This window comes from Saccharothrix violaceirubra (assembly GCF_014203755.1).
In the GTDB taxonomy this organism is placed as follows: Bacteria; Actinomycetota; Actinomycetes; order Mycobacteriales; family Pseudonocardiaceae; genus Actinosynnema; species Actinosynnema violaceirubrum.
Genome location: NZ_JACHJS010000001.1, coordinates 1,113,673 through 1,128,214 on the forward strand (window position 1 = coordinate 1,113,673; position 14,542 = coordinate 1,128,214).

Consider the following 14,542-nt stretch of genomic DNA (forward strand, 5'->3'; position numbering starts at 1 on the left):
CCGCCCGACAACCGGGCGGGGCGTTGCGCACGCCGGCGGAAGCTCAGGGGCCGTCGGGGTAGACGACGGCGCGGAGTGCCGCGGCACCGATCCTGTAGATGGCCTCGGCCGCGTCGTCGCTGTGGTCGATCCACCAGCGGGCATCGGTCCGACCGGTCAGCACCTCGCGCATGGCGTCGATCCAGACGTCGCAGAACGCCGGGGTGAATCCGTTGACGCCGATCGACGCGACCAGCTCTTCGACGTGGCGTTCGACAGCGGGCGCGGCCCTGCCTCGGATGGCTTCGGCCCAGGCGATCTGTTTGGTGCTGCCGGTGAGCGGGGGCAGGTCGAGGTCGGCGGTGACCCGGGCGCCGGCGCGGTGTTCGGCGGCGGTGTGGCAGGCGAGGCAGGCGCGGCGTTCCTGGCGGCGGACTTCGCCGCGGTGTTGGTTGCGGACGTTGGTGCCGGTGATGTTGATGGTGTCCTCGTGTCCGCAGGTGCGGGTGATCGTGTACTGGGCCATGGTGTCCTCCGTCGCTCACCCAAACCGTACAAGTCATGCTTGCAATACACAAGTGGTGCTTGTACGGTCGTGCCATGCGATTCGACACCACCCGCCCCGCCGCCGCCTCGCCCCAGCACTACCACGCCACCCCACCCGAACGACCGTTGCCCGAGTACGCCGAGCTGACCGACGACGAGTTCACGGCGCTGTACCGCGACACCCTCGGCCAGGGCGAAGCCCCCGCCGAGTACTTCGCCGCCGAGCTGCTCCGCCGATTCCCCGGCCTGCAGTTCGCCCACCGCCAGTACAAGGACTCGTTTCGCCGCGACATGGACGAAACCACCGCGACCGAGAAGGCCGCCGGCACGTGGAACGTGATGAAGGTCGTCCCGGTCGAGCCGTCGGAGCAGACGCAGCGACTCGCCGAGGCGTTCGCCGCGCTGGTCCGGGCGACCGCCTACGACGACGACACCAGCCTGCGCGCCCGACCCACCATCACCCTCGACGAGATCCTGGAACGCGCGCAGATCAAGCGCGACACCTGGCACGGCTACATCAGCCGCGGGCAGGTCGGCGGCAGGATCGGCCACGACTGGCACACCGGAGAGCCGGTATGGGACCGGGACGTGGTCGAGTACTGGATGCGCCGGCGCCGTACCCCGGCCCGCAGCCGGTAGCCGCGCCCGCGAACAGACCTGTGCCCCGCCACCTCCGGGTGGCGGGGCACTTTCGCTCGTCCCGATCCGTCAGTCGAGGGTGTCGCGCACCGATTCGGCGTGCTGGCGTGCCGACTGCTCGGCAACACTCGTCAGCCCGCCTCCGATAGCCGAGGCTTCGGCGTTCGTCAGCGAGATGGTGGCCCACTGCCCCCCGGCGTCGGAAATCCGAAGCCGCACGTCACCGCCGGCTTCGGGTGTGACCGAGAATTCGATCGGGCCTTTCCACAAGACAGGGCAGCTCGGCGGCCCGTATGGCCGTGGCGTGTCGCACATGGCGTCCTCCTGGTCCGAATCGGTCGTGCGGTCAAGCGCCCGAAACCTGTCCGGGGCGCGGAAAACTCCCCGGCACCGGCCAGTGCTCGATGTCCCCGCCGTCGATCAGCCACAGGTGCCCGTCGACGTCGGCGTAGTTGTCCCGACAGGTCTGCGGCGCGGCCTGGCGGATCGCGGCGAGCCGGGCGGGATCGACTTCCGCGCCGCTGTCGGGCAGGTACGGCATCGCCACGACGACACACTCGAAGCCCCACTCGTCCAGCACCGTCCACAGCGTGGTCGGCGGTGCCCACGGGGCACCCGCTTGACGCCACGCGGTCAGCGCCTCGTGCTCGTACCGGTTGCCGGCGTCGCGCCCGACCTTGTAGACGACTCCGTCGATCAGCCACGCCACGCACCGCTCGCCCCGGCCGATCAACCGCTTGTGCAGGCGCGGATCGTCCTCGTGCGCGTCGTCGTGGAGCATGAGCGAGATGTCGTGGTCGTCGTAGTCGTGGTAGCCCAGTGCCGCCGAGGCCGCGTCGCGCCGGTTTCCGACGGGGCGGTCAGACCTCAAAGGATCTCCCCCCACAGGCTCTCCGCGGTCACCTCGTCGGTGATGTGGCCGTCGTTCCGCAGGCTGGTGCGGGCGGGGCTGGTCATCGTCAGCACCAGCGGCTGCTGCTGCCGGACCTCCTCGACCGTCATCCCGGCCACCTCCGCGATCTGCTCCACGGTCAGCGGGCACGGCTCGAGCGTGCGTACCCGACGCACGGCGTACCGGCGGGCCGCGAAGGCCTCCAGCAGCCCGGTTCGGTCCGGACGCGCGTACGAGGAGGCGACCCGGTCGGCTTCCGCGCGCAGCAGTGCCAGCGAGTCGGCGTGGGCCTCGGCCCGCGCACGCTGTTCGGCCTCGCGTTCCCTCTCGTGGAGGGCCTGGTCCAGGCGGGCCCGGGCGACGACCGTCACGAGCGCGTCCAGGACCTGGTCGGGGTCGGACAGGTCGAAGCCGTACTCCCAGCGGCGCGTCCCGTAGACGTACGGGTGGTCCGGGTCGTCGTTGTGGTTCTCCTCGGTCAGATGCGGCGCCGCGGCCTGCACCCAGTCCAGGCGTTCCGTGCCGACCACGCCGGCCTGGCCGGTCTCGACCAGCTCCTGCTGGTGCCAGGCGGCCAGGACGGTGACGCCGTCGGCCAGGGTCGCGCGCAGCCGCCACCGGGTGCGCGGGAGCGGTGCCTCCTCGACGATGCGGTGGGCGAGGGCGACGAGTTCGCCACGGCCCTCGGGCGTGTCGGTCATGGAGTGTCCTCTCGGTGGTCGTCGGGGTGTCGGGTGGTGACGTCGGCGCGCGGCGCGGTCACGCGGTCCTCTCGGCGGTGTCCTCGGCGCGGCCGCGGATGTCCACGTCGGCGCGCGCGTACTCCTGCTGGACGTCCGAGGACGCCAACGGCATCAGTTCGCCTCCAGCCAGCCGAGCACGGTGGACCGCTCCACCCCGGCCCGGCGGGCGAACGCGCCGGGCGAGTCCGGGTTGTGCCGCCCACGGACACCGACCCGGACGGTCATCACGGCGACTTGGCGCAGCGCGGCCAGCGCTTCGATCTCGGCCCGGCGTGCCCTGGTCCGCTCGGCCGCGAGGGTTTCGACGAGGTCGTCCTCGCCGAGCAGGACGCGGTAGGCGGCGGTGAGCGCGGCGGTGCGTTCGTCCTCGTTGTCGGGGTCGGGCCACGTGGCGGCGATCCGGTCGGCCTCGTCGCGCAGCCGTGCGAGCCGTTCGTCGTCGAGGCCGTGGTCGTCGCCGAGCCACGCCTCGATCTGGTAGTCCTGCACGGGTCGGGGGGTGTCAGTCATCGTCTTCCTCGTCGTCGATGGTGTCGCAGGCGAAGCAGTCGCACGGGTAGTCGGCGACGGGGCCGCCGACCGCCCGTGCGAACGCGTCGCCCTCCTCGGTGCGGTGTCCGGCCGGGGCGTGGAAGACCCCGACCTGGGTGTCCGCGGCCCGATAGAGGGCGCGGGCGAGCCCTTCGCCGCGTCGGTCGGATCGGGTCTCGATGTTGGCGATCTCGTGGGTGTCGACGAAGACGTACAGCTCGGCGGCGACACCTCGACCGTCGAGGATTTCCCAGATGAGGTACCGGCCCCCGTCTCCGAGGTAGTCGCCGGCGCGTCGGGCGATCGTCTCCGTCATCATGTTGTACACACTACATGACTCATGCGGTGTGCACAACATGATGGTTGCCGCTGGACGCAGCGTCCCGACCACATCATTCGGTCTCCGGACGGCACTGGCCCACCATGGCTTCGAGGCCGGCGCGCGTCGGTGTGCAGAGATCTACTCGCCGTCGCCGTTCCCGTGGTCGCGGTACCACCGCAGCCACGACCAGGGCCTCACCCACACACCCCACGGCATCATCGACTCCTCGGTCCCGGTCAACCCCGCGACCCCGACCTCGATCAGCCGCATCCCGCCCAGGACGACCACCACGACCGCGGGCGCGACGGCCGGGGCCAGCCACCACGGCCACCGGACGTCCCGGGCCACGTCGGACCACCTGTCCGCCTCGACCGCGACGACCACGCACCACCCCAGGCCCAAGGCCGCGCTGACGGTTTCCCTGAGCAGCTCCCGGTTCGTCTTCTTCACGACGACTCCTCTCCTTCCCGTTCCGTGTCGTCCGGTGCGGCGCCCGGAGCACGTCGCCCCGGCGTGGTCAGCGCCGCCTCGGGATCCCACCCGTTGATCAGCCGCGACCGCAGCGCCGACACCGAGACCACGCAGCGCTCGTCACGCGCCCACTGCGCCTGGGTCTTCTCCTCCCCGAACGCCACCAGCATCGGCGACGGCCTCCCCCCGCCCGCACCGCGTCCGGACCCGGGCTTCCGCCCGCCGGACCGCCGGGCCCTCGCGCCCGCCGCCGCGGCGGCGAACGCCCGCGCCTGTACCGGGGTGACCTTTCTCGGATAGGGCTTGGTGGGCAGGTCGGTGAAGTACGCCACGTACCGCTCCAACGCGACCCCGGCCTTCGCACGCATCAACATGCCCGACGAGCCGCCGAACGGCAGCCGGTCCAAGGCCTGCGCGCACAGCCCGACCAGTCGCCGGCCGTAGTCCAGGCACACCCCGGCCAGCTCCTCGTGGGACGGGTCGGTGTCCAGCGCGGCCAGCCGGCGGGTCGTGTCGGACCACAGCCGCTCCAGCGCGTAGGCGTCGGGCGTGAGCCTGTCGCCGAGGGTGACGTGCGGCAGCGCCTCGGCCGCGGCGACGGCCAGGCCGCGCAGCGTGGCCGCCGTCTGGTGGTCGAGGAACGCCACCACGCGCGCGGTGGGCTCGGCGGCGTGCACCCCGACCGGTCCCAGGTCGACCCGGCCGTTGTGGTCGCCGACGGCCACGGAGCCGTGCGTGTTGTAGACGGCCTGGGACACCCACACCCGCAGCGGCAGGTCGGCGGGCAGCAGGCCGCGCCGGGCCGCGCCGACGGCGTGCACCAGTGCGCCGCTGTGCCAGCGGCGGGGGTCGGCGGCGGGCGGGACGTGCAACGGCCGGGTGAGCAGCCACCACCGGGGCTGGTGGCCGTACGGGTCGAACGCGTCGGGGTCCGCCGTGCCCTGGCCGTCCCGGGAGTCGCGGCACAGCAGGGTCGGGTCCAGGCGGTGGTAGTGGTTCCAGTACCCGGCGACCCGGTCCCCGTCGTGCCACGCCCACCGGGCCACCCGGCCGTCCCGGTCGGGGAACAGCCTCAGCCGGCGCGCGGGCATCGTGGCCAGCTCCAGCCGCCCGGCCGGGACGCGGTCGACGCGGATGCCCGCCGGCGGGCCCTCGTCGCGTTCCCACTCCGGGGCGTCGCCCGGCGCGCGGGGCGCGGGCGGCAGGTTGAGCAGCAGCGTGTCCTTGAGGGTGGCGCCGAGCACGACCAGCCGGACGGTGGCGCCCAGCGGGCCGATCCGGGACCCGTAGACCTTGTTCCCCTTCCCGGCGGGGTCGCCGGGCGCGGCGGGTTTGATCCCGCCGGTGTCGTAGGCCATGCGGACGAGCAGGTTCCGGGCCGCCTCGCCCGGCTCCCACGGCGGGTGGTCCGCGCCCCGGTACAGGCCGGGGTGGAACCACGCCGCGCCCTGCCCGCCCAGCCAAGCGGGGTGCAGCTCGACCGCGCCCCGGTTCGGCTCGGCCAGGTGGGCGCACTGGGCGAAGGGCCGGTCGGGGTCGTACAGGTCGAACCGGTTCGCCCACCGGTCGAGGTAGTCGGCGATCCGGCCGTGCGGGTCCAGGGTCGGCGCCCGCCAGGCGGCGTCCCACCCGTCGTCGTCGACGGGTCCGGCGGCGGCCTCGTAGACGGCCAGCAGCAGCCGCAGCAGGACCAGGCCCTCGCCGGACAGGCCGAGGCGGGCGAGGTTGTGCCGGTGCGCGGACTGCAGCGCCTCGCGCAGTCCCACCTCCCGTTCGCCCTCGCCCCCGGTGGTGTACACCGGGATCCAGGGCCGGGAGAGCAGGTCGTAGGACGGGGCGCCGGTCACGCGTCGTCACCGGTGGGCCGGGCGGCGTGGACGGTGTCGTGGCCCTCGGTGGTGACGGTGACCACGAGGATCGGGTCGTCGCCGTCCCGGCGGACGGTGACGCGCACGGCGTCGTAGGCGGCGGTGTCGTCGAGGTCCCACTCGTCGACGTACCGTCCGGCTAGGCGCAGCGCGGCGTCCTCGTGGTCCTCCTGCCCGCCGTACTCGTTCTCGCCCAGCATGTCGCGGTCGGATTCGACGCGCTGCCAGTCGCCGTCGATCTCGTGGGTCTCGATGGTGTAGGCGAACTTGCACTGGGGGACGCCGTCGACGTCGGTGCGGTGCCACCAGACGGTGCCCTGCTCGGCGCAGTCGGCGAGCTGGCGGACCTCGTACTCGTAGCGGGCGTCGGCTTCGGTCCGGTCGTCGGTGTCGGCGTAGTGGGTGCCGTTGTTGTCCATGGTGCGCACGGCCCACCGGACGACCTGCTCGGCGTGTCCGCGTCGGGAGAGCACGGTGTCGGTGTTCGGGTCGGTCACGGGCGGCTCCTCGACCCAGACGCGGCCGGCGACGTACTGGATGAGGTCGACGCCGAAGGTGGTCTGGCCGATCTTGTCGGTGCAGTCGGAGGAGCGCTTGACCGATCCCCGGTTGATGGTCTCGACGAGGGCGTCGACGGTCTCTTTCAGGGCTTCGACGACGGTGGTCTCGTAGTCGCTGCGGAGGATGCGCATCGGGGCTCCGGTGGTGTGGCGGTCGGTTGTGTGCCACCACCGTAGCCAAACCAACAAAACATAGTCAACTAATTGCGGAGGTTTTGTTGTTTGAACTAGGGTGGTGGCACGACAACCTCGGAGGCCCGCGTGATCACCACCGACCTGGACACCGTCCTGGCCACCCTCGACCGCACCGACCTGCACTGCCGCTGCCCCCGCCCCGACACCTGCCGCGACGTCCACGCCGAGCACGAGGACCTCCCGCGCGGCGAGTACGGCCTGGCCTTCGTCCACCCCGACGGCCGCCTGCACCGCGCCGCCAACGCCGAGGCGTTCGGCCAGCAGGGCGCCCAGTACGCGACCCTGGCCGACGTGCTCGCCGCACTCGACGACTGGACCGAGTACCTGCACGAGCTGGTCGTGGTCCACCGCGACACCCGACAGACCCGCCCCGCCGCCGACGTCCACCGCGCCCGGGCCTGGTAAGCCCGACCCGGGGCCCGGGGGATGCGTCCGCGTCGCGGGGCGGTTCAGGGGGTGTGCGCCGGGTCCGGCGCGAACCCGTCTCGGTACGGCCTGCGCGGGGCGTAGGTGCGCCCGACGAGTCCGGCCAGCTCCCAGGGCACCTCCGCCTCGCTGATGCGCAGGTGGTAGCAGGGGCACCAGTGGTCGTGCACGGAGGACCTGAGGTCGGCGTCCGTGCACCGGTGCACGCCGTCCGCGTTGGCCGTGCACCGGTGGGTGTCCGACCACGCGGCCCAGCACTGGCCGGCCCGGTCGATCACCGCGCGCAGCAGGTCGACGACTGCGGTACGCGGGTGGAACTCGGCGCCGTACTCCACGCCGAGCGCGTAGCGGGCCCGGTCCGGGTCGTCACCGACCACGGCGGCGAGCGCGGCCAGGTCGACGACCTCCGGGTCGACAAGCAGGGCGGAAAGTTCGGCGACGATGTCGCCGGGGGCATGGGGGCGGGTGTCGGTCATCTGTCCTCCACGGGGGTCAGGGCCGCGCTGCCCGGTGATTCGCATCCCGGCCGTGTCGAGCACGTAGTAGAGACCGTGCTCGCCGCTGATGAAGTCGCTGTCGTCCAGGTCGTCACACCGTGCCAGGCGGTAGCCGCGAGGGAACGGGGCGCCTGGGTCCGGGTCGTCGACGGCCCAGAGCCGCCACATGCTGCCCTCGGGGTCTGGTGCCTCGAAGACGCCGCTGCCGATGCCGCCGATCGGCTCCCATTGCGGGAGCGGCTTGGAATTCATGAAACCTCCAGAGGGTTCGGGGTCAGATCGCGGTGGACCGCGCCCGATCGACGTCGAGTGGAGCAGATACGGAGATCTGCGGGTACATCGGTCATCGGGTGATCCAGGGCCACACGCCGGGCAGCAGCAGCACGGCGGCCACCACGCACACCGGCCACACCACCCACAGCTCGACCCGGCCCCCGGTGCGGAACCTCCACCAGGGCGGCGGGCCGAGTTCGTACCACGTCTCCCCGAGGATCGGGACCGGCCAGAGGATCGGGCAGCCGGAGATGGTCATCGCGTCGCCCAGGCAGTGCACCAGGCAGCCCACGCCGACCGCGATCCCCAGCCAGCCGGTGATGGCGGCGAGTTCGGCGCCCGGGTCGCCGCGGCCGACCCACACCAGCCACACGGTGACCACGGCGGCGGCGACCCAGTCGCCGAGGGCGTCGACCGCGAGCAGCACCGCGACCGCGAGCACGACCACCGCCGCCCACGTCCCGGACGAGGACACCCACCACGTGGTGGCCGCGCCGACGAGTATGGCGAACGCGAGGGTGTGGGTGAGGTGGCGGTGGGTGCCGTCCAAGTCCTCGTCGCGCGGGCCCCGGGTGGCCCGGTAGGCCAGCCCGGACAGTCCTTGCACGATCCGGGACAGCAGCCGGGTGACCGGGGCGGCGAACCGGCTCGCGCGGGAGCCGGGGTGGTCGAGGTCGGGCAGGAGCGCGGACCCGGCGGTCACGGCGGCGACCGTGACGGCCTGGCCCAGGCCGTGGGCGCCGAGCAGCGGGGCGAGGGCCAGTCCGGCGCACCAGCCGGTGAGCGCGTGCGTGGAACCCAGCATCAGGGGTCTCCCGGTCAGACGACGGCGCGCAGGCCGTGGCGCAGGTCGGCGTTGAGGGCTTCGCGGATCTCGCGGGCGCGGGCGGCTCCGACGGACAGGGCTTCACGGACGGCCTGCTCGGTGTAGCTGCCCCGCGCGCCGGGCTGGAGCCGACCCGACTCGATCAGTCGACGGGCGGCGTCGAGCTGTCCGTCGAGAGTCGGGTCGGTCGGGTCGGCATCGGAGTCGGGTCGGGTCGGGTCGGGTTCGGTCGACTGCTTCTGAGTCGGGTCGGCCAGTCGGGTTGCCGGAGTCGGGTCGGCTTCCGGCTCGCCGGTCGGGTCGGGTGAGTCGGCTACCGGGTCGGGTCGGTCGGTCGGGCAGTCGGCTTGTCGGGTCGGGTCCGGTTCCCGCGCGGTCGGCAGGGTCGGCTTGCCCGACTCGACCGGTCGGGCCGGGTCGGGTCGACTACCCGACTCACCCGACTCTCGCAGGTCAGGCCCAGAGTCGGGTTCGAGTCGGGTACCCGACTCGGCCACGCGAGTCGGGTACCCGACCCGGCCCGTCGGGTCGGGTGGGACCGGCGAGTCGGCAGGTGAGTCGGCTACCGGGTCGGGTCGGGTCGGCTTCGCGGAGTCGGCCGGCTCGACGTGGGTCGGGTAGTCGGACAGGCGACCGGTCGGGTAGCCGACCGGCCCGACCGCGAGTCGGGTACCCGACCCGACCCGACCCGACCGGGAGTCGAGCCAGGCCCGCAGCACCGCGCCGAACGCATGCACCAGCACGCCGACCATGATCGGCACGGCGACCGACAGCAGCATCACCACCAGATCCCACCGGCCCGGCAGGTGCCAGCCGGCCATCGAGTCGGGCATCACCGCCCGGGTCGTGCCGCCGGGCACCGCGATCGAGTGCCCGGCGAGGTTGACCACGACCGACAGGCCGGTGGCGCCGACCAGCAGGCCCAGTCCCCAGGCGCGGACCTGCCGGTCGCGGGCGACGACGTGCATCACCGCCCCCGCGGAGGCGGCGAGGTCGAGGACGACCGGCCCGAGCGGCGCGGTGCGGGGCCCCCAGCCGCCGAGCATCATCACCGGCAACTGCTGCTCGAACGACAGGACGAACGCGCCGCCGGCCAGGGGCAGCAGCAGGGCGCCGAGGACGGCGACGAGCCATCCGGGCGTGGGGGTGGTGTGGGGTGCGGTCACGGCGTCTTCCTGGTGTTTTGCCTGGTGAATGGGGGTGTGAAGGGGGTGAATGCGAGGGTGAGTCGGTTCGGTGTCACCGGGTCTCACTCCGCTCTCACTCCGCATCACTGCGGCTTTCACCCCCGTGTCACCCCGTATCACTGCGGTCTCACCTCCGGTCTCACCCCGCTTGTCACCCCCGCTCTCACCCCCTCCGACCTGTAACTGCGTGTCCGTCGGCCGGGGTGACGCGTCGACGGACGGACCGGCCGCCTCCGGGACTTCGGCGCGGATCATGCCGGGACCAACTCGCGCACGAACCTGAACCCGGTGTCGGTGCGCTCCAGTTGCCCGGTGTCCACACGGCCGTTCAGCGACTTGTAGACCCACGCCGGGGACCGGACCGCCTTTCGGGCCACGTCGACCAAATCCCCGGCCCGGATCTCCTCCACGCCCTGGGCCTGGAGTTCGAGCAGCCGCTGCTCGAACAGCGCGGCGGCCTCGGCGGGCGTGGCTTTGGGTCCGGCGGGTCGCTCCCAGTCGCCGTCCGTGCCGCCGATGGGCAGCGGGTCGTCGATGCCCGGCTGCACGGAAGGGTCCGGGTCGTCGGCACCGGGCCGCCACGGCTCCTCGAAGTCGTCGCCGAGCAGATCCCGCACCGGCGCCTCGTCGTCTTCGTCGTCCACGACCGGCACCGGCACCGGGGTGGGCGGCACAACGGGTGCTGCGGGTGCGCTCGGGGCCGCGCCGACCATGCTCTCGACCGGAACCCGGGTGGTGTACAGCTCGCCGAACGCCGCCGTGGTCATCGCGTCCAAATCGTCGCCGTGCAGCCGTGCCCAGCGGGCCAGCATCCGGAGCTGGTCGTCGGAGATCCCCAGGGTCCGGCCAGGGGTGGTCCACAGCGCCCGGTCGACGCCGGGGGCGACCAGGTAGCAGCACGCGGGCCGTTCGTTCTTCCACCGTGACGGGTCGGCACCGGCCTCCAGGACCTCGTCGGGCATGGCGAACGCGGCGTCTTCCTGCTCGGCGACGCCGAAGCAGAGCACCGCGCCGAACTGCGCGCGCGCGGCCACGTCGAGCGACACGTACGAGGGCCTCTGCATGGACAAGGTGAACTCGACGCCCACCGACCGGATGCGCTCCATGGACTGGACGAACGCCTTGTCGCCCAGGAACAGGCCGGATCCCTCCTCGATGTGCACGCGCAGCCGGGGAATGCCGCACCCGGGCTCCCAGTTCTTCAGGCCGCGGCGGCCGAGGTAGTCGGCCCGCGCCGGTACGACCTTGTCCCGCAGAGCCCGCATCAGCGCGTGGGCCTCGGCCTCGGTGCGGATGACCCACCGGATCCCCTCGGCCAGCGGCCCCAGGGACTGCGCGCCCTTCACCGTGTCGACGTAGATCGTGTAGGTGTCCCGGCGGGTGAACTCCTCGGCGAAGATCACGTAGGCGCCGAAGGTCTTGCCCGCACCGGTCATTCCCATGATCAGGAGCGCGGTCTCGCCCCATCCGGGTCGGTGCAACGGCAGCATCATCGGCCGCCCGTCCTCGTACACCCCGATCCGGTACGGCTGCGCCGGCGTGCCGCCCAGCGCGGACGGTTCGGTGTACGGGGTGGACTCGCGCAGCATGTCCCGGCGGACCAGGGTCAGCTCGGCCTGCGACGAGTCGTCCGGGGACGGGGTGATGCGCGCACCGCCCGGCGGGAGCCGGAGCACCGACTCGAGCTTGGACAGGGAGCGCTGGGCGTCGTCGACGGTCTCGCCGCCCTCCAGCGACAGCGGCCCGGCCAGCCGGTCCTCCGACTTCTCCTTCGGCGTGTAGGCCGAGCCCTCGAGCGCACCGCCGACCTTGGTGGACACCTCGTCCCACAGCGACCGGCGGGCGCCCTCGGTCGCGTCCTGGGTGCGGCGCAGCACCCGGCGTACGATCCACGCCCCGGTCACCGACGCCCCCGCCCACCCCCACACGCCCAGCAGCGGCTGCGACACCGGCCCGGCCATCACCGCGGCGATCTGGTGGGCGCCGACCAGGATCGGCGTGCCCAGCGCGAACACCCGGCCCAGCATGTTGCGCCGTCGGTCCAGGTGGTGGACCAGGACGACCATGCCCGCGGTCGTGGCCCCGATGCCCAGGGTCATCCACGGCAGCGACTCCGGCGTGGCCAGTCCCCACAGGGTGCACGACAACGCGAAGTCGCCGGCCAGTCCGGCGACGGGCGCGGCGGCCACGGCCAGGCGGGACGCGGCGTGCTTGGCCACCCGGCCCCCGGCGTCCTTCGACGCTCTGATCAGCGGGTTAACCACGTCACCCCTCCCACGTCGTCTTCTTGCGCTTCTGCTCCGGGGTCATGCCGCGTTTGAAGTACTTGAAGTACAGGGCGTACGACTTGACGGCCATGCGTCCGGCGTGCAGCACCGCGTCGGCGGACTGCCGCAGCGCCCAGGCGACGATCTTCGCCCGGGCCTTGGCGGTCAGGCGGCCGAACGGGTCGCTGATCTGGCGGCCCTCCTCGTCGTAGCGGCGGAACTGGAAGGTCGCCAGGCTCACCTGGACCTGGTCGGCCTGGTAGGAGAGCAGGAACGCGAACTCCCGGCACGCGTCGCGTACCACCACGGTGAATGCCTCCAGGCTGGCGCCGGATTGCAGTTCCACCCGGTACAGGTCGTCGAAGCGGTCGTCACTCACCGCTGGTCCTTTCCGGTGTCGAGCGCGGGGGAATGGGGAGGGAAGAACTCGGGGTCGTCGGGATGCGGGTCGCGGCCGAAGTCGCGGACGGCGAGGATCGTGTGCACGGCCTGGGCACGTCCGGCGCACCACCGGCCGGCCCGCTCGACCACGGCCACGGCGGCCAGCAGCACGGCCCGTGTCGTGGCCAGCACGAGCACGGCGGCCAGCCACCCGTGGTAGGAAGCCAGCCACCACGCCGTGACCAGACGGATGCGCATTCCGATCACCGGGTCAGCCGATCCAGGTCACGGCGCTCCAACCGGCCGTGGTCACGCAACGCGGCGGCCACGGCGGTCACCGCGTCCCAGTTGAGGTCGAGCAGACCCTCGACCTCGACGTCGAGCCCGGCCGCGTCCAACTCGGACTCCCGATCGCGCAGCGCCGCGGCGACCTCCCGGAAATCGCCGCGGTTGCACCGGGCCCGGTGCACCTGGCGGCGGGCGGCCGAGGGCCGGACGCCCCGGGCGACGCGGCAGCGGATCTCGGCGGCCGGTCCGACCGCGGCGACCACGGCGGCGACGTCGGGGTGCTCGTCCACGCGGCGGGACAGCTCGCTGCGGCCCTGCACGTGCCAGTCGGACAGCCACGGCTTGCGCCAGGCCAGCCATACTCGGGCGACGGGCAGCCCGAGCAGTATGCCGATCACGGCGTGCGCGGCCTCGTGGACGGAGATCGCGTGCAAGTCGTCGGCGAGGCGTTCGGCGACGGCGGCGGGCGGGGCGGTCACCGGTCGTCCCCGGTCTGCGGGGTGGACAGCCAGTCGGCGAGCCGGGTGATCACGACGGGGTCGTTCGAGCCGGACAGCCGCCGGGCCTGCTCGTAGCGGTCGGTGTTCTCGGCGGACACGGGGGCGAGGACGGGAGCGGCGAGCCGTTTGGCCGTCTTGATCGCGTCGCGCACGATCCGGGCGTGGTCGAACCCGAGCCGGTCGTACAGGCCGTCGTCGACGCGCCGCCATTCGGCGGTGGCCGCGTCGTCCCCGGCGACCGGGACGGGCAGGAACGTGGCCACGGTGACGTAGGCGAGGGTGGCGTAGTCGCCCCGGGGGTCGCGGCCCGGGTCGGCGTAGCCGCCGACGTGGTGCCAGCGGCCGGGCACGACGATCCCGGTCTCCTCGGCGAGTTCGCGGATCGCGGCGGCCAGCGGGGTCTCGTCGGGGTGGACGTGCCCGCCGGGCAGCGCGGGTTGGCCCTGGTAGGGGTCCTTGCCGCGGGCGACGGTGAGCACCCACCAGTCGTGGCCGACGCGGTGCAGGACGACGGCGTCGGCGGTGAGCGCGGGATGCCGGCGGTCCGGCCGGTCCGGGTTGTGGGGTGTGCTGGTACCCGGGAGCATCGGGGTCCCTCCTGGCTGTCGGTGGCGTTGCGGTTGTCGTGGTCGGGGTGGGGCCCGGTCGGGGCGGGGACGTGCCGGTCAGCGTGTCGACCCGCCCCGACCGGGGGCATGGCGGGGTCAGCCGGGGATCAGCCCGGCATCGACCAGGTAGGTGCGGCGGTCCTGTGCGGATTCGGCGTAGGCGTGGCCGATGGTCACGATCCGGTCCGGCAGGTCCAGGTAGTCGGCGACCGGGCGGACGAGGACCCACTCCTGCCCGTCCGGCTCGGCCGAGTCCAGCGTGATCCGCCCGCCGAGTTCCGGGTGCTCGCCCAGGAGGGGCCGTGCCTGGGCGGTGTGGGCCTCCCGCACGATGTCCCGGAGGGCCTTGACGAGGCGCTGGGCGGCTTTGCCGAGGTGGTGGTGCTGGTCGCGGTGCCGCAGCAGGCTCTGCTGCCACGGGCGGGTCGGGTCGCGCAGGTCCTGCCAGGCCTGGTTGGACTCGGTGGCTTCCTTGGCGAGCGCCCGCCAGGCCGTGGCCACGGCCTCGACGGCGGTCTGCGCTGCGACGATCGTCATGACTGC

The 14,542-nt window shown here is 72.9% G+C and carries 20 protein-coding genes; 2 read left to right on the forward strand and 18 right to left on the reverse strand.

Features of this window, described 5'->3' with window-relative positions; genetic code table 11:
- Positions 1-43: 43 nt before the first annotated feature.
- Positions 44-505: a hypothetical protein gene (locus tag F4559_RS05620; protein WP_184666519.1), complete on the reverse strand. Its 462-nt coding sequence runs from the start codon at positions 503-505 to the stop codon at positions 44-46.
- A gap of 74 nt (positions 506-579) precedes the next feature.
- Here F4559_RS05620 and F4559_RS05625 point away from each other — a divergent pair, with 74 nt between their 5' ends.
- Positions 580-1,164 (forward strand): hypothetical protein, encoded by a 585-nt coding sequence (locus tag F4559_RS05625; protein ID WP_184666520.1) that lies wholly within the window; start codon positions 580-582, stop codon positions 1,162-1,164.
- A 69-nt stretch (positions 1,165-1,233) separates the two neighbouring features.
- Here the strand turns inward: F4559_RS05625 and F4559_RS05630 are convergent, their stop codons facing one another.
- The 8 genes from F4559_RS05630 to F4559_RS05665 all read right to left on the reverse strand — a co-directional run bounded on the left by F4559_RS05630 (position 1,234) and on the right by F4559_RS05665 (position 6,683).
- On the reverse strand, positions 1,234-1,434 hold the full coding sequence (locus F4559_RS05630; RefSeq protein ID WP_184666521.1) for a hypothetical protein: 201 nt from the start codon (positions 1,432-1,434) through the stop codon (positions 1,234-1,236).
- Positions 1,435-1,510: 76 nt separating this feature from the next.
- Entirely contained in the window at positions 1,511-2,035 is a 525-nt protein-coding gene (locus F4559_RS05635) for a hypothetical protein (protein ID WP_184666522.1), read from the reverse strand.
- Positions 2,032-2,757 carry a hypothetical protein gene (locus tag F4559_RS05640; RefSeq protein WP_184666523.1) on the reverse strand — a complete coding sequence of 242 codons (726 nt, stop codon included), beginning with the start codon at positions 2,755-2,757 and terminating at the stop codon, positions 2,032-2,034. The genes F4559_RS05635 and F4559_RS05640 overlap by 4 nt, the downstream gene beginning before the upstream one ends.
- A 153-nt stretch (positions 2,758-2,910) precedes the next feature.
- Positions 2,911-3,309 (reverse strand): hypothetical protein, encoded by a 399-nt coding sequence (locus tag F4559_RS05645; RefSeq protein WP_184666524.1) that lies wholly within the window; start codon positions 3,307-3,309, stop codon positions 2,911-2,913.
- Positions 3,302-3,649, reverse strand: a complete 348-nt coding sequence (locus F4559_RS05650) for a hypothetical protein (protein WP_184666525.1) — start codon at positions 3,647-3,649, stop codon at positions 3,302-3,304. The genes F4559_RS05645 and F4559_RS05650 overlap by 8 nt, the downstream gene beginning before the upstream one ends.
- 141 nt (positions 3,650-3,790) lie before the next feature.
- The gene (locus tag F4559_RS05655) at positions 3,791-4,102 is read right to left on the reverse strand and encodes a hypothetical protein (protein ID WP_184666526.1); all 312 of its coding nucleotides are present in this window, start codon (positions 4,100-4,102) and stop codon (positions 3,791-3,793) included.
- Positions 4,099-5,970, reverse strand: a complete 1,872-nt coding sequence (casA, locus tag F4559_RS05660; protein WP_184666527.1) for a type I-E CRISPR-associated protein Cse1/CasA — start codon at positions 5,968-5,970, stop codon at positions 4,099-4,101. Before casA ends, F4559_RS05655 begins: the two co-directional genes overlap by 4 nt.
- On the reverse strand, positions 5,967-6,683 hold the full coding sequence (locus F4559_RS05665) for a hypothetical protein (RefSeq protein ID WP_184666528.1): 717 nt from the start codon (positions 6,681-6,683) through the stop codon (positions 5,967-5,969). The genes casA and F4559_RS05665 overlap by 4 nt, the downstream gene beginning before the upstream one ends.
- Positions 6,684-6,812: 129 nt before the next feature.
- On the opposite strand from F4559_RS05665, the gene F4559_RS05670 reads away from it, so the two are divergent.
- Entirely contained in the window at positions 6,813-7,151 is a 339-nt protein-coding gene (locus F4559_RS05670; RefSeq protein ID WP_184666529.1) for a hypothetical protein, read from the forward strand.
- 44 nt (positions 7,152-7,195) lie between these two features.
- Here F4559_RS05670 and F4559_RS05675 read toward each other — a convergent pair whose 3' ends face one another.
- From F4559_RS05675 to F4559_RS05715, 9 genes are all read right to left on the reverse strand, one after another.
- Complete coding sequence (locus F4559_RS05675; protein ID WP_184666530.1) at positions 7,196-7,921, reverse strand: hypothetical protein; 726 nt, start codon at positions 7,919-7,921, stop codon at positions 7,196-7,198.
- A gap of 91 nt (positions 7,922-8,012) precedes the next feature.
- Complete coding sequence (locus tag F4559_RS05680) at positions 8,013-8,747, reverse strand: metal-dependent hydrolase (protein WP_184666531.1); 735 nt, start codon at positions 8,745-8,747, stop codon at positions 8,013-8,015.
- 14 nt (positions 8,748-8,761) lie between these two features.
- Entirely contained in the window at positions 8,762-9,934 is a 1,173-nt protein-coding gene (locus F4559_RS05685; RefSeq protein ID WP_184666532.1) for a hypothetical protein, read from the reverse strand.
- A gap of 272 nt (positions 9,935-10,206) precedes the next feature.
- The gene (locus tag F4559_RS05690; RefSeq protein ID WP_184666533.1) at positions 10,207-12,219 is read right to left on the reverse strand and encodes a hypothetical protein; all 2,013 of its coding nucleotides are present in this window, start codon (positions 12,217-12,219) and stop codon (positions 10,207-10,209) included.
- Between the two features lies 1 nt (position 12,220).
- On the reverse strand, positions 12,221-12,601 hold the full coding sequence (locus F4559_RS05695) for a TraA-like protein (protein WP_184666534.1): 381 nt from the start codon (positions 12,599-12,601) through the stop codon (positions 12,221-12,223).
- Positions 12,598-12,861: a hypothetical protein gene (locus F4559_RS05700; RefSeq protein WP_184666535.1), complete on the reverse strand. Its 264-nt coding sequence runs from the start codon at positions 12,859-12,861 to the stop codon at positions 12,598-12,600. The genes F4559_RS05695 and F4559_RS05700 overlap by 4 nt, the downstream gene beginning before the upstream one ends.
- A gap of 5 nt (positions 12,862-12,866) precedes the next feature.
- Positions 12,867-13,370, reverse strand: a complete 504-nt coding sequence (locus tag F4559_RS05705; protein WP_184666536.1) for a hypothetical protein — start codon at positions 13,368-13,370, stop codon at positions 12,867-12,869.
- Entirely contained in the window at positions 13,367-13,978 is a 612-nt protein-coding gene (locus F4559_RS05710; protein WP_184666537.1) for an NUDIX domain-containing protein, read from the reverse strand. Before F4559_RS05710 ends, F4559_RS05705 begins: the two co-directional genes overlap by 4 nt.
- Positions 13,979-14,095: 117 nt before the next feature.
- Positions 14,096-14,536, reverse strand: coding sequence for a hypothetical protein (locus tag F4559_RS05715; RefSeq protein WP_184666538.1), 441 nt, complete (start codon positions 14,534-14,536; stop codon positions 14,096-14,098).
- Between the last annotated feature and the right edge of the window lie 6 nt (positions 14,537-14,542).

Bases quoted from the DNA above. Each gene is read 5' to 3' on its own strand.
- F4559_RS05620 (WP_184666519.1), bottom strand. From the start codon at position 505: ATGGCCCAGTACACGATCACCCGCACCTGCGGACACGAGGACACCATC.
- F4559_RS05700 (WP_184666535.1), bottom strand. From the start codon at position 12,861: ATGCGCATCCGTCTGGTCACGGCGTGGTGGCTGGCTTCCTACCACGGG.
- F4559_RS05715 (WP_184666538.1), bottom strand. From the start codon at position 14,536: ATGACGATCGTCGCAGCGCAGACCGCCGTCGAGGCCGTGGCCACGGCC.
- F4559_RS05680 (WP_184666531.1), bottom strand. From the start codon at position 8,747: ATGCTGGGTTCCACGCACGCGCTCACCGGCTGGTGCGCCGGACTGGCC.
- F4559_RS05675 (WP_184666530.1), bottom strand. From the start codon at position 7,921: ATGAATTCCAAGCCGCTCCCGCAATGGGAGCCGATCGGCGGCATCGGC.
- F4559_RS05650 (WP_184666525.1), bottom strand. From the start codon at position 3,649: ATGATGACGGAGACGATCGCCCGACGCGCCGGCGACTACCTCGGAGAC.
- F4559_RS05645 (WP_184666524.1), bottom strand. From the start codon at position 3,309: ATGACTGACACCCCCCGACCCGTGCAGGACTACCAGATCGAGGCGTGG.
- F4559_RS05710 (WP_184666537.1), bottom strand. From the start codon at position 13,978: ATGCTCCCGGGTACCAGCACACCCCACAACCCGGACCGGCCGGACCGC.
- F4559_RS05665 (WP_184666528.1), bottom strand. From the start codon at position 6,683: ATGCGCATCCTCCGCAGCGACTACGAGACCACCGTCGTCGAAGCCCTG.
- F4559_RS05640 (WP_184666523.1), bottom strand. From the start codon at position 2,757: ATGACCGACACGCCCGAGGGCCGTGGCGAACTCGTCGCCCTCGCCCAC.
- F4559_RS05625 (WP_184666520.1), top strand. From the start codon at position 580: ATGCGATTCGACACCACCCGCCCCGCCGCCGCCTCGCCCCAGCACTAC.